Source organism: Paenibacillus vandeheii, assembly GCF_030433635.1.
GTDB lineage: Bacteria > Bacillota > Bacilli > Paenibacillales > Paenibacillaceae > Paenibacillus > Paenibacillus vandeheii.
Map to the genome: position 1 here is coordinate 32,744 of NZ_JAROCD010000018.1, position 14,455 is coordinate 47,198.

11 protein-coding genes are annotated in these 14,455 nt (G+C 46.0%); 7 read left to right on the forward strand and 4 right to left on the reverse strand.

Annotated features, from left to right (window positions below):
* Window positions 1-31 precede the first annotated feature (31 nt).
* From pdxA to P5G61_RS27875, 4 genes are all read right to left on the reverse strand, one after another.
* Complete coding sequence (pdxA, locus tag P5G61_RS27860; protein WP_301249498.1) at window positions 32-1,033, reverse strand: 4-hydroxythreonine-4-phosphate dehydrogenase PdxA; 1,002 nt, start codon at window positions 1,031-1,033, stop codon at window positions 32-34.
* Window positions 1,030-2,325 carry a four-carbon acid sugar kinase family protein gene (locus P5G61_RS27865; RefSeq protein WP_301249499.1) on the reverse strand — a complete coding sequence of 432 codons (1,296 nt, stop codon included), beginning with the start codon at window positions 2,323-2,325 and terminating at the stop codon, window positions 1,030-1,032. The genes pdxA and P5G61_RS27865 overlap by 4 nt, the downstream gene beginning before the upstream one ends.
* A gap of 62 nt (window positions 2,326-2,387) precedes the next feature.
* Entirely contained in the window at window positions 2,388-3,374 is a 987-nt protein-coding gene (locus P5G61_RS27870) for a 2-keto-3-deoxygluconate permease (RefSeq protein WP_024629477.1), read from the reverse strand.
* Window positions 3,375-3,540: 166 nt separating this feature from the next.
* A complete protein-coding gene (locus P5G61_RS27875) occupies window positions 3,541-5,250 on the reverse strand; it encodes a sigma-54-dependent transcriptional regulator (RefSeq protein WP_301249500.1) in 1,710 nt (569 codons plus the stop codon).
* A gap of 205 nt (window positions 5,251-5,455) precedes the next feature.
* Here P5G61_RS27875 and P5G61_RS27880 point away from each other — a divergent pair, with 205 nt between their 5' ends.
* The 7 genes from P5G61_RS27880 (at window position 5,456) to P5G61_RS27910 (ending at window position 14,446) form a co-directional block, all read left to right on the forward strand.
* Window positions 5,456-7,285 (forward strand): cache domain-containing sensor histidine kinase, encoded by a 1,830-nt coding sequence (locus tag P5G61_RS27880; protein WP_301249501.1) that lies wholly within the window; start codon window positions 5,456-5,458, stop codon window positions 7,283-7,285.
* Window positions 7,273-8,859 (forward strand): response regulator, encoded by a 1,587-nt coding sequence (locus P5G61_RS27885; RefSeq protein WP_301249502.1) that lies wholly within the window; start codon window positions 7,273-7,275, stop codon window positions 8,857-8,859. The genes P5G61_RS27880 and P5G61_RS27885 overlap by 13 nt, the downstream gene beginning before the upstream one ends.
* A gap of 111 nt (window positions 8,860-8,970) precedes the next feature.
* Window positions 8,971-10,284: an extracellular solute-binding protein gene (locus P5G61_RS27890; RefSeq protein ID WP_301249503.1), complete on the forward strand. Its 1,314-nt coding sequence runs from the start codon at window positions 8,971-8,973 to the stop codon at window positions 10,282-10,284.
* A gap of 70 nt (window positions 10,285-10,354) precedes the next feature.
* On the forward strand, window positions 10,355-11,224 hold the full coding sequence (locus tag P5G61_RS27895; RefSeq protein WP_079344910.1) for a carbohydrate ABC transporter permease: 870 nt from the start codon (window positions 10,355-10,357) through the stop codon (window positions 11,222-11,224).
* 3 nt (window positions 11,225-11,227) lie between these two features.
* The gene (locus P5G61_RS27900; protein ID WP_301249505.1) at window positions 11,228-12,097 is read left to right on the forward strand and encodes a carbohydrate ABC transporter permease; all 870 of its coding nucleotides are present in this window, start codon (window positions 11,228-11,230) and stop codon (window positions 12,095-12,097) included.
* A 496-nt stretch (window positions 12,098-12,593) separates the two neighbouring features.
* Entirely contained in the window at window positions 12,594-13,547 is a 954-nt protein-coding gene (locus tag P5G61_RS27905; RefSeq protein ID WP_301249506.1) for an alpha/beta fold hydrolase, read from the forward strand.
* Between the two features lie 194 nt (window positions 13,548-13,741).
* Entirely contained in the window at window positions 13,742-14,446 is a 705-nt protein-coding gene (locus tag P5G61_RS27910) for a PspA/IM30 family protein (protein WP_301249507.1), read from the forward strand.
* Window positions 14,447-14,455: the final 9 nt, after the last annotated feature.

The window sequence follows — 14,455 nt, forward strand, 5'->3', positions numbered from 1 at the left end:
TCGTAACTTTAACATAGCTCTTTTTGTTTCTTTAAACTTGCGTTTTTGGTGCAAGCTCAATGGCGGAACGGATGGCGGCCAGCATGCTTTTGTCATCAGCAATATTTTTGCCTGCGATGTCAAAGGCCGTTCCATGGTCTACAGAAGTACGGATAATGCCGCCTTTGAGACCCACCGTAATGTTCACACCTTCTTCAATACCCATGACTTTGATTGGGGCATGTCCCTGATCGTGATAACAAGCAACAACGATATCGAAATCACCACGGCCAGCGCGGAAGAATAGTGTGTCCGCCGGGAGTGGACCAACCACGTTAATGCCTTCCTTCTGCGCACGTTCGATGCCGGGCTGGAGCTTTTCTTCCTCTTCACCATTACCGAACAATCCGTTTTCGCCCGCATGCGGGTTAATACCGCATACTGCAACGCGTGGATTCTCGAAGCCAGCTTTTTTCAATGTATCATGAGCCAGTTTAACCACAGTGTATGTTCTTTCCGGGTTGATGCTCGCAATGGCATCAATCAGACCCATATGCGTCGTAAGGTGAATCACTCGCAGATTGGGTGTAGTCAGCATCATGGAGAAATCCTCGGTATCGGTCAGATCAGCCAAAATTTCGGTGTGACCTGGATACAAGTGCCCACCCAGATGCAGGGCTTCCTTGTTCAGAGGCGCCGTGCAGATGGAGTGGATTTGCTGTTTTTTGGCCAGATCAATGGCTTTCGCCAGAAACTGAAATGCTGCATCTCCCGCAACGGCAGATACTTTTCCATATTCCAGATCTGCAGGAATGAGATTCAGATCGATGACGTCTACAGTACCGAATTCATACTTGGCTTCGGATGGCTCATGAATGGCATTTACTTTCAAACTCGATCCGATGACAGGCAGGACACGCTCCAATATTTTCGCATCGCCAATGACGAGTGGATTGCAGTTGTTGTAGACCTCCTGATGGCCCAATGCTTTCATAATGATCTCGGGTCCAATGCCTGCTGCATCGCCCATTGTAATTCCAACGGTTGGTTTCATACGGTAACTCCTCCTTTTAATTTTTCAATCGCATGGATGAAGACGTCGGGCTTGCCGAATCCGCCCGCTTTGGTAATTACGTGCAGATCGTCAATTCCAATAAATTTCGATATCGGTACACCAATTTCAAGCTCATCGAGCAGTTCGAAACCGCTGATATTCCACTTCATACAGATTTGTTTAGCCGTATCTCCGCCGGTCATGGATACACCTTTGAAATACCCATTCTCCAACAGCTTGGCACAGATCTCACCTATGGCCCGTACAATTTCATTGCTGACCTCGGTATGATTAAGCCCTCGGACTTCCCCCGTAGCGCGTGCCAGTTCAATATCGACCAGTTCCGCGGTTGAATAGAGGACAACGTCATTGCCTTCAACGGCTTTGGCCTTCACTTCCTCATACACACGATCAATTTCTTGCTCACGATCTGCTGAACCCGACACGGCTTTGAAGGAATGAAAAGCGATCGCTGATATGTTGGTTTTTTGTAGCAATTGCTTGAGCTGCTCACGGGAGTTTTTGTTCACGCTCCCTACAACGGTGAGTATGGGGCCCGGATTCACCGGAATGGTCAATTCCATGGACTGGGCCCCCAAGCCGTAATGAGTGGGAAGGTAGTTGGCAATTCCCGCTGATCCTGCCCAGGCAAATGAATAATTCAGCTCACTGGTGATACTCAGAACCTGCTCCAAATGCTGCTCGTCTGTCGAGTCGATGAGGATATAGGGAGTGCCGTTTGCCTTAAAGGTTTCCAGTAGCGACTTTATGTGATCTTTACCCGATTCAAGATCACTCACCTTAATCTCGCCCACTTGATACTTAGTCTGGAGCTTGAGCAGATCCGGAAGATACGATAAGGTCACAGGTGTCTTCGGATCATTCGCAATTTCGGTATCAGCCAGTGGAACGCCGTTCAGATAATGCGTGCCGTTAAGAATGGTGCGATTGTTCTTGGGATAGCCCGGGGCGATCATCATAAAATCGGGCTTGACCACATCGTACAAAGCGTCAATCTCGATCCCGATGTTTCCGCGCATGGTCGAATCCATTTTTTTGAAAATGGTATTAAATCCGTTCCTCAACAGCAGTTCGGCTGCTCGGCTAACCCGCTGATACGCATCCTCCGGTATGATGGAACGGCTATCGGTATCGAAGACGACCGCATCGTAATGACGAATGTTATCTTCATCCATGTTGAAAAGTACGCTTGTCTTTAATCCATGACGGGCAAGCTGCACCCCGCTGTCATTGGCGCCGGTCAAATCATCTGCAATAATGGCTAATTTCATGCAGTCATCCCTCCTTGGAAAGCAAAATTAAATATAAGTCCGGTCAGCTAAGTTTAATGCATTTATGTGGACGGTCTTTGATTGTATTTCTCGACGCCGCCTGATTTCTCCAGCCTTTTGGAGAGGAATCCAATAAATATCGGAAGCAGGATGGCAGTTGTCACAACACTTGCAGCAATCTGTACCGTAGCGATCTCGGCAATCGGGGCAAAAGAAGCGTTTGCAGCCACGATGGCAGCAGGCGTACCTACAGCGTTACCGGCTGTGGAACCTTCAGAAGCACCAACGATCGGGTTCCAACCAATAGCTCTGAACAACAGGAATCCAACGCCACCAGTGATCAATACAGTCAGTACACCCAACAAGATACCGCTGAGTCCGCCTTGAATGATCGACGAGAAGTTAATTCCCATACCCAGTGAAAAAGCGAAGAAAGGAACGAGCTTGTCACTGCCTTTATGCAGCCATTCAGCCAAGTTTCGATCCAGATTACCGATAATAACGCCGACGATAAGCGGAAGCAGTACAGCTACAAAGGACATCGGGGAGAACATGCCGTTGGCAAAGCCCATCGCACCGAAAATGGAAAGAGCAACCATGGTGAGGAACGGTCCATCGCTGAGCGCGAGGAAAGGATAAGCCGCCTTGTCATCTTCTTTGCCGTATTGTCCGGCCAATGCGATGTACAGTCCACCATTGGAATTCGTCATGGCGGCGATAATTGCAAGCGGTGCCAAACCAAGGAATAATCCATTGGAGTCCGCAAAGAATATAGCGATCAAACCTAATATTGCACCAACTGCCCACTTGAACACAAGCAATGTAACGCCTTTACCAACCGAAGAACCAGCCGTCTTAAACGTGATTTGCGTACCGGCAATCAACAGGAACAGGGCGATCAACGTGCTTGAACTGTTTACGAACAAGGCTTCCGTGAAACCCCCGATTCGCAAAGCATTCGGAAAGAATGTGTTAATGGTTGCACCGAGCAACAGGGGAACAACCATCATACCGCCAGGAATACGATCTAATGTTGCTTTAATGTTCATAGTAGTGGCTCCTTATGAAGTAATCGTTTTTATAAAGCGTTTGCAGGGATTATGTTATCCCATATTGTTTATTTTAGCAACACTTAATTATTGTAAATTTAAATTAATTATTAAAGTGTTTAATAATGCAACACACATAGTCGTAAAAAAAAGCGTAAACCTAAAGTTATTCTTTAAGTTTACGCCATAACGTGGCACGGTTAATCCCCAAGCGGTCGGCCGCCTTGGATTGATTATTGTTTTCCTCATGCAGAACGAATTGAATAATCTCTTTTTCGATTTCTTTCAACGTACCACTTAGCTTCATCGTATTCGATGAGGGTTGTTCTCCAAGCAGATGTGACAAGGTCTCGGCTGAGATCACGTAATCCTGTTCATTCAGTGCAGCCTGCTTGATTAGATGCCTCAACTGGTTCACTGTCATATGCGGGACTTGATCTCTGATTAGTTGCAACGCGTCCTCTTTCATTTTGACCGCAACCGTTCCATACTTCTGATAATAATCGCTGAGGAAATGCTGGATCAGTGGAGCAAGATCCTCTTGCCTGTCCACAAGGCTTGGCATAATGATTGTATTCAGCTCGACATCCAGCGTTCTATTTGGATTCAATCCCTGTTCCCCCAGAATGAATACCCCAATCTGCCTCTGTAGACAAGCCTGAATGAATGAGGTTAGTTCCTCTTCCGATGGGCCATTTTCCAAATGATTTATTTCCACGTTTCGGACTTTGGAAAGTGGGATTTTGTGCAAATGACCGGGAGGAACCTGGGCAAGATCGATTTGGAGCATCAGCCCACCGCTGGAATACATCTGATGAATATGTTTTACCAGAAAAGATTTACCCGAATCCGCTTCACCTAGCAGATAGATAGGTTCATGGTTCTCGTAAAGAGTGCGGATGTTCTTCAATACCGCCTGCATCGCAGGGGATTCGGCAACAATCGGTTCCATGGATATATCGGTATACGCCGTTATGCCAAATTGTGCAAATGCATAAGGCTGTCCTTTTTCAAGAGAGTAGACTTTATAGTTTTTGTTACTTAACGTCGTTTCATAGGCCGTCACCGTAAGTTGGTAATCATCCACGATGAACACATTTTGAACTTGGGACTGGTGGAAATCCAGGTTGGTATTAGTAAGATAAATATGATTATCACTGAGCGGATTCTGCTCAAAATCAGTCAGGTTCTCGAATACAACCTCGTTCTGGTCGTCCAAAATAATGAGATTTGGATGCTCCTTGGTAACCAGATTGTTCAAGATAACCGATATCGCGTGATTTTTGCTCAAGTACCGATATACCAACTGTGCATCTTCTAGCGCTCTGAGGATGGATTCCTTGCCAGATTGGATCAGTAATCCTTCCATTCCATAGGTTTTGGCTGTATTCACGGTGATGACATCGCCAACAATCTGACGGTATCCTGACGCCTTCAGCTCCAGCAGCAGCCTTGCCACTTCCTCCGAGCTGTGTATGGTATATACCTTTAAAGGCAGTTCCATTAGATCGATAATGGACTGTGCACCTGAAGTAATATTGGCAAAGCCGACGATAGCCGTTTGGCCGTTGAACTGGCTTGCCAGCGTCAACGAACGAATCATGTCATATCCGGACAGCTGCACATCAATGACGGGAATGGTCACGGCTTCCTTGATTAGCTGAGCTGTTCCGCCGCGGCTAATCATAATCTCCGCCCCGTTTCGTTCAGCCTGGGCCGCCAATTCGGCGCCTTTCATCAGGTCGCCCACCTCATACTGTATGGCTAACTGGGGAAATAGTGGAATGCATTCTTCTATAATAGTAGTCATGGATTCGTAAGGAGCGATAATATGAACTCGTGTACGCATAATTTTCCTGCCTTTTATAAAAATCATTCATGTTCCTGCTGGTACATCAGGCCAGAGGACTTTCCTTATTATAGCCAACTTGCAGAGGAATGGCATCCCTGGTTCGTGTCAGTCTCTTGCCGGCCACATGGGGCAGGCTGGTTTTTATTTCGTCCATTGAGATAAACAGGGCTACGGCTATAATGAAACATAGGGTCAGCACAATACAGATCATATAGAGCGGGGGACGACAATGATCATAAAGTGGATTGATGAATTGCGATCATTTATTCACAACAAGCCGAAGAAACTAGCTTTTAAAATACCATTTGCTTATTTTGTAATCATATTGCTCACAGTTGCATTCAGTTATATGGTACTCAGCCAACTATCTTCGAACTCGGCCCAGAAGAAGATTAATGAAACGTCGTTGCAAACCATTACATCCATCCAAACAAATGTGGAGCTGATCATTGAGAATGTAAACAACTATTCCAAAATGATTTTCTCGGATCATAACTTGCAGGACCTGCTAAGGCAAGGGGACGTATATGCCAACCTGCAAACCCAGGCCAAGGTTAGTACATATTTGTACAATCTTATGCAAGCGGTTCCAATGATTGATTCGGTACATATTTATGATAATTCAGGGCATCGATTCACCGTTGGGACAGAGGAATTGCCTACATTTCTGGAAGCGAACGTTGAGGAAGCGTTGTGGTATAAGCAGGCCTTGAGCAATAAGGGAAAATATATGCTGATACACCATGCCAGCGATGCTGTACCTGCAGATCCGGAGGATGAACAGTTTGTCTCCTTTATTCGAATGATTCGGGATCTCGACGATACTTCCCCACTCGGGGTGTTGGTTATGAATATTAAAGGGCAATCGTTTGCCCAAGCATACGCCAATCTGATCACCCAGGATTCGTTTCAGATCGCTATTCTGGATGAGCATAATCAGATCATTGTCGATAATTCCACCGTGGACCCAAGCAATACCACTTTTCAGGAGATTCTTGCTGCGCACCAAGATGAACTGGAGCAACATTTCAAGCAGAGAAGCTCAGGATCGCTTACGCTGAGTAACGGATCACAGAAATATGCGGTCTCGTACAGATCGGATGGGCAGGAGCATTGGAAGTTCATCAGTATGAATCCATATGACAGGGTGGATACCCGAAATAAGTCACTGGTGTTACTCGCGCTGCTTCTGTTAATTATTAATGGAACAGTCTTTTTTGTTAGCTCGTTCATCATTTCAAACAGTATCATCAAACCTATTCATAAGCTTCTACGTTCCATGAACAAAGCACCGAGCGGCAATTTCAGGAAAGTGAATGTGGAACTGAATAGTTATGAATTCAAACAGCTATTCATGGGCTACAACCAGATGATTGAACAAATTGACCAAATGCTGAAGCGCATCATGGAAGAGCAGAACACTATCCGCAGAGCTGAGCTGAATACACTCCAGGCTCAGATCAAACCGCATTTCTTATATAACACGCTGGATTCCATCACTTCGCTGGCTCTGTCCGGTCGCAATCATCAGGTATGCGAACTTTTGGAAGCGCTGGGTACATATTATCGCATGAGTGTCAGCAAAGGTCGTGAAGTAATTACGATTGGAGAAGAAGTCGAGATTGTTCGAAACTACATGAAGATTCAGAGTACGCGTTATCAGGACACCTTTGATATTGAATTCCGGGTGGATGAGGACTGTTCGCTGCTGCCTATTCCTAAGCTGGTGCTGCAGCCATTGGCTGAAAATTCACTCTACCACGGTATTCGCCCAAAAGGCACGAAGGGAACGATCTGGATCAACGCGAGCAAAACAAAAGACGGGGTAAGCCTGACTATCTCCGATGATGGGGTGGGCATGTCGGATGATGAGATGGTCCAGATTCTCCATACGGAACGAAAAGGCGAGATCAGAAGCTTTGGCCTGTGGGGAACGATGGAACGACTGCGAATGTTTTATGGCATACAAGACTGCATAACAATACATAGTGAACCTGGGAAAGGAACGACGATCATGATAAAAATACCGAGGGGAGCAGATGCATCATGGAACCATTGAACGTATTAATCGTGGACGATGAATATCTTATACGGAACTTGCTTCGTATGCGTATCGACTGGGAGAAGCAAGGGATGAGGATCGCGGGTGAAGCCTCCAATGCACAAGAGGCCCTTGTTTTAGTGGACAAGCAGAAGCCGGATATCATTTTTACGGATATTTATATGCCTAACATGGATGGAATTGAATTAAGCCGAGTGATTCTGAAGAAGTACCCGGCTATTAAAATCGTGGTGGTCACAGGGCATGATGAGTTTGAATATGCACGCAAGAGCATCCAGATTGGCATTGTGGATTTTATATTGAAACCTATTCGTGCTGCGGAACTTCTTACAGTGACGGATAAGCTCAGAATCATGTTCGAAGAGGAGCGGGCGCGTGAACAGGAAACCCGAAGACTCAGAGCAGATTTGGAACGTAATTTTCCATATCTCAGGGAAAAATTTATGCTGCAATGGTTGAATGGCGCTATCATGACGCAGGCTGAAATCCTGGAGAAAGCGGTATATTTCAGTATTCCGATGCTTCTGGAGGTTAATGAAATCCAGATAGCGGTTATCGAAATTTCCACGGCGTCGGCCAAGGAGTCGGAGGAGCAACTGATTTTGCTGAGCATGAAATGCAGAAACGAGCTAGACGCATTTTATGAGGGAGAACCAAGCGTTATTCGTTTGACGGACACGCTCAACCGGATTGTGCTCATCGCCTTGAATTCAGTTGTTGATTTAATTAAGCATGGCGAAGTGCTCATCCCCCTTCTAACCAGAGCATATCCCTGCTCTGTGAGCATGGGTATCGGACGCAAACACGGCCGTGCAGCAGAGGGACCAGAGGCATATCAGGAAGCCTGTCGCGCTTTGCATTACCAAGCCTTTGTCGGTAAAAATCAGGTTGTCTTCTTCGAGGATATCGTGGAGAACAGGGAACAGGCCTATCGATCCAACGCCGACCTTCTTCAGCAATTGCAATTTTACATCAGTGTCGGTTCTGTTGAGCGTGCTGTTGAAATGCTGAATCATATTTTTAACGTGTCCTTTTCAAGTGTGTCACAGTTCCGCCTCGCGGCAATGGACGTAATTACCGAATGTCAGCGAGCAGTCATGGAACAGCAGATGGAAAATGAGCAGGTCCTTAACAAAGAAACACTGGTTTCCATTCTTACTGCGGATCATCTCCCGGAATTATATATATTGTTGGAACGTTACATCCGAGATGTTACCGAAATGGTGCATTCCAAAAACCAGATCAAGGAAGACAACCTGATTAGTCAGGTAAAAGAGTATCTGGAAGATCGGATGAGTGATCCTGATGTAGGTCTGGCGAGTACCGCCGAGGCCTTCTTTGTCAGTCCGGGTCATTTGGGAAGGTTGATGAAGAAGGAGACAGGGAAAACCTTTGTGGAGTACCTTACGAATTTGCGCATGAAAAGGGCAGAGCTACTGTTGAAGCAGACTCAATTGAAGGGGTATGAGATTGGGGAGCAGGTTGGCATCACGGACCCGCAATATTTCAGTGTTTTATTCAAAAAAAGCGTGGGCAGATCCATGAATGAATACAGACAACGCAAATCATAATCTGAAAGATGTTGGAATTTTAAAAGCGATTGTGCGTTTTCTAAATGGTGATACCGGAGAGGGTTCCCTAAAATAATACGAGTAGAACAAAACGATTAGGGAGGTCACAAGATGAAAGCGCTATTAAAAAAAACGCTGGCTATGGTAATGGCGTTGGGTATTGCAGGCAGCTTGGCCGCATGTTCATCCGGGTCAACGGAGGGGACAGGCTCAGGTGGAAGTGGAAGCGTAACCTTGAAGCTGTGGGATCAGTCCGTAGGCAATACTGACCCGTCGGCCAAATTATTGCCGCAAATCATCGAGAAATGGAACAACGAACATCCCGACATCCAGATTGTACGGACAGGCACAACCGGGGAACAATATAAAACGAAAATCAAGACATCCATTGCCGCGGGCGAGGCGCCTGATCTGTTTTATGGTATGGGTGGAGGAAGTTTTATGGAGCCTTATATCCAATCCGGGAATGTGTTGGAAATAACCAAGTACATTACTGATGATCTCAAAAAAAGAATGGCTCCAGGCATGGCAGAGGCGATTGAAAAGGACGGGAAAATCTACACCCTTCCGGTGTACACCCATATTGCTAATCTTTATGTGAATACGAAGCTGTTCGAGCAGGCGGGAGCCAAGCTGCCGACAACCTATACGGAACTGCTTGATGCAATAGAAAAATTGAAAGCTGCCGGTATCACCCCGGCTCTCATGGGCGAAAAGGATCGCTGGCCAGGCATGTACTGGTATGACATCATTGCGATGCGGCAGGCAGGGAATGAAGCGGTCATTGAAGCGTTCAAGGACCCTGCAAAATGGAATTCGCCGGATTTTATTGCGGCGGCTGCGAAGATGCAGGAACTGGCCAAAGTCGGGGCATTTAACAGCAGCATGTTCAGCATGGGTTATGATGAAATGTTAGGTGCGTTCAATGCAGGTAATGGAGCAATGATGTTCCAGGCCAACTGGGTCAATGCGGGTATTGAAGATCCATCCTCGGCAACCAAGGGCAACGTTCAGGTCATTCCTTTTCCTGTATTTGAAGATGGAAAAGGAACGAGTACAGAGATTTTCGGTGGAGCGGTGGATGGCTTCTACATTAGCAAAAACACCGAGCATCCCCAAGAAGCGGTTGAGTTTCTCCAGTATTTGAGTGAGCAGCTGGGTACGCAAGGCTATCTGGCAGGGGCAGGGCTCCCTAGCTGGAACACGGACGATCTGGATACATCGGGATTATCCGCGCTCGATCAATCCAGTGCGGAAATCATGAAAACGGCGACTTCATTCATTGCCTGGTGGGACAACATTTTACCCGCGGAATCGGCAGAGGCGCATAAAAACCTGATTGCACAGCTATTGGCGGGAGATGTGACTCCCGAAGAATTCTGCGAACAGATGGCACAGCTGAAACCAACGGAATTAAGTCTCTAATCCATGGAAACCCAAAACAAGATTGCAGTCAGGGCTGCACCCTGACTGCAACTTGGAGAGGAGGATGATCATGAACGCGGTATTTTCCAATAAAACGACGATTGCGATATTTGTTTTGCCAACACTTATACTCTTCTGCGGTATTGTACTCATTCCGATTTTTGTCTCCGGTTATTATAGTCTGCTGGATTGGAACGGCATTGGCAAAGGTGTGTTTGTCGGACTGGATAATTATGTTGAAATGTTTAAAGACCCACGAGTATTGAATTCGATTAAAAATTCGCTGCTGTTCGCGGGGGCATCGGTGTTCATCCAGCTGCCGATCTCGCTGGTGTTAGCGCTTGTACTGGCTTCAAATGTAAAGGGAGAAGGGTTTTATCGTACGGTCTACTTTATACCTGTTCTGATCTCAACCGTTGTCATTGCACAGTTATGGTCCAAAATCTATAACGCCGACTATGGACTTCTGAATGCTTTGCTGGAGAGTATAGGGCTGTCTCATCTGGCCCAGGACTGGCTTGGACAGAAGGACACGGCCCTTACAGCCTCCTTTGTGCCAACTCTGTGGCAGTATGTCGGTTATCACATGCTGCTGATGTACGCAGGCGCGAAGTCCATTTCGCAGGATATTGTGGAGGCGGCCAAAATGGATGGTGCTTCCCGCCTGCGAACCGCATGTTCGATTACGATTCCGCTGATGAGGCCCATACTCAAAGTATGTCTTATTTTTTCGGTCATTGGGGCCTTTAAAGTGTTCGATCTGATCTATGTACTGACGGGCGGGGGGCCGCTGTTTACGACCGAAGTGCCAAGCACGTTGATGTATACGACGATTTTTGGAATGTACAGGTATGGCTATGGAAGTGCAATATCTGTCTTTATCATTCTGGAATGTCTGATCTGCACTGTAATTATCAATAAATGGTTTAAGACCGAGTAGGGGGTGAGAACACTGAGTACGGTTGAAGTGGTACTGTCGTCCCCGAAACCAAAACCGTGGGGAAAAATCCTGTTGCATCTGTTTTTGATGATCGTGGCCGTCATCCAGATGTATCCACTCGTCTGGCTTGCTTTCTTCTCCCTCAAAGATAATAGCGAGATATTCAGCGGTGATGTTGCAGCTTTTCCCAAAACATTTCTGTGGAGCAACTACAGCCGGGCGTTATCGGACGGACATGTGTTGAGTTATTTTTTTAACAGCGTGTTGGTGACGATCATCTCCATTATTCTTGTATTAATTCTCGCCTCTATGACGGGATACGCGATTACGAGGATGAACTGGAAATGGAGCGGGCTCACGATGACCCTGATCCTTCTGGGTATTATGGTTCCCATCCATGCGACGTTGCTGCCTTTGTTTATTATATTGAAAAATGTAGGATTACTGAATACGTATTGGTCGCTCATCATTCCTTATGTTGCGTTTGGCATTCCGATGGCTGTGTTTATTTTGGGCAGCTTTTTTAAGGGGGTTCCCCGCGAACTGGAAGAAGCAGCGGTTATCGATGGCTGTGGAGTATACAAAACATTTTTCTCCATTATTATGCCACTTGTTCGTCCTGCGGTGTCTACGGTTGCCATCTTTACCTTTCTCGCCTGCTGGAACGAGTTGATGTTTGCAGTCACGTTTATTAATAATGAGGCGTATCAGACGCTCACGGTGGGTATGATGTCCATGGTGGGGACGTACATTACGCAGTGGGGGATTATCGGAGCGGGACTCATGATAACCACTTTGCCAACCCTTATTATTTATTTACTTCTGAACAAACAGGTGCAGAAGAGCATGATCGCGGGCGCGATCAAGGGCTAAGAAGGAGATAAAAAGCCAAGGATGGCATGAGGATGTTGACTTGGCGTTGTTGAAAAGGGTTGTCCACTGTGACGGGGACAACCCCTTTTTTGTATGAATAAACGCTGTCTGATTGGACTAGCTTCAAGCTATTGGACAAACGTCAAGTGATTCGACAAGCACCAAGTTAATGGATATGCAATTAACGGAAGGTCAAAAGCTATGCCGCGCAGTATTCATGACTTAATAGCGGTTACAACGAACTTTCTATATATTTGAGGAATTAATGCCGATTTTCAGGTTTACGGAAGCGGCGAAAAGCAGTCTGTGTCCGGGATATTAGCGGGAAGAACAACTGGCGCAGATTGCCGAATACGTTCATACTAATTTTGACGTTGATCTGCTGGATGTCTTCTTCACAGCGGTAGAGAGCTTTCCTGTCAAATCCTAGTAAGTATACAACTATGAACACATGCTATAATAATTGGAAATGGAACAGAATGTTGGGGGGAATGTAATGAAAATTGTACTTAAACGAATGGGTTATGGTGCCTCGGTTTTATTGGGTATCCTACTTTTGTTCATAGCGATTAGTTTCACGAATCATACAATTGAAACAAAGAAAGAATCGGCTATACTATCACCTCCAGGTGTAATGGTTGATGTTAACAATCACCAAATGCATGTCTATACGGAAGGTTCCGGAGAACGTACATTGGTCTTTATGTCAGGTGGGGGGACCTCTTCGCCTGTGTTGGATTTCAAGGCGCTCTATTCCAGATTGTCGGATCAATACAAGATTGCTGTTGTTGAGAAGGCAGGCTACGGATTCAGTGAAACGGCAAAGGTCTCACGTGATATCGATACGATGTTGGAAGAAACCAGAACAGCTCTCACGTTAGCGGGAGAGATACCGCCCTATGTGTTGTTTCCGCATTCTATGTCGGGTATAGAAGCACTATATTGGGCACAAATGTATCCAAACGAAGTTGAGGCTATCATTGGTCTTGATCCTGCTATTCCAGAAGTTTATGAAGAGTATCCTCTACCTTCAGCAGGTATGATGAGCCTTACAGGCCTGGGGGCTCGTGTCGGAATAACTCGCTTTTTCCCAGCCATCGTTAATTCGTCCGCCGCAATTGAAGAGAAGCGGTTGTCCTCCCAAGAGGAGGCAGTCTATAAAGCATTATTTTATAAGAAAACACAAACACTGAACATGAATGAAGAAGTTAAAATGATTAAAAATAATGCAGCCCAAGTTTTAGAACGAGGTATTCCGGATGTACCCATGTATTTTTTTATATCTAATGGAGAGGAATTACCTGTCGAGAACTGGCAAAATTACTTAGTGAATTATGTTGAGACTGTGAAGAATGGGCGCTATCTGTTATTACATAACGGTCACTACGTACATGATGCTGATCCTGATCTAATTGCAGAAGAAAGTATCGAATTTATAGAAGAACTGTGAATGACGCGAAAAGGAATACAATGATATCGAAAGAGGTTTAGTTAATAAGGCGGCGCCATAAGTGCTCGCCTTTTCTTTTATTGCTCTACTTTTAATGATAATGACTTAAACTGACAATCGTTAAAAGTGAAACGTACCTTACAAATTTCATGTATTATAGGGTAAATGTAAACTATTCGAAGGAGGAACTTGTTGTGGGAATCTTATCGAGGTTTAGGGACGTGATGAAAGCGAATGTTAACCATATGCTGGCTCGGGCGCAAGATCCGGAGAAGACCGTCAATGAATACATGCGGAGCTTGAGCAGTGATCTGGGTCAGGTAAAGGCAGAGACGGCTGCGGTTCTCTCGGATGAGAGCAGGGCGAAGAGGGCTTTGGACGAATGCAACGCAGAGCTTAAGAAATTACAGCGATATGCAGAGAAATCCGCGGAGTCTGGTGATGAAGACAAAGCACGGGGTTTTCTCGAAAAGAAGGCAGAGCAGGCTGAGAAACGGAATGAATTACAAGCTGCCTATGACCGGGCTTCTGCCAAAGCCAAAATGATGAAGCATATGCATGAGAAGCTGGTTGCGGATATGGGGCAATTGGAATCACGGCATGCGGAGCTGAAGGGCAGGATGGCGGCTGCCCAAGCGCAACAACAGGCCAATGAACGGAACGCCTCGGCTTCCAATGCGAACGCTGCTTTCAAGGCTATGGAAGACAAAGCGAATCAGGCGCTTAACGAAGCTGAGGCTTTGGCTGAACTGCGTGCTGGGGCACACGAAGATGATCTGGATGTGTTAATTGCACAGTTGGAGCAACAAATGAATGCCAAAGCGGGTAATAATGCACAGGTGACGCCGAGTCCAGAGGAAGAGCTTGCAGCAATACAGAAGAAATTGGAAGATAAATAAAGACATATA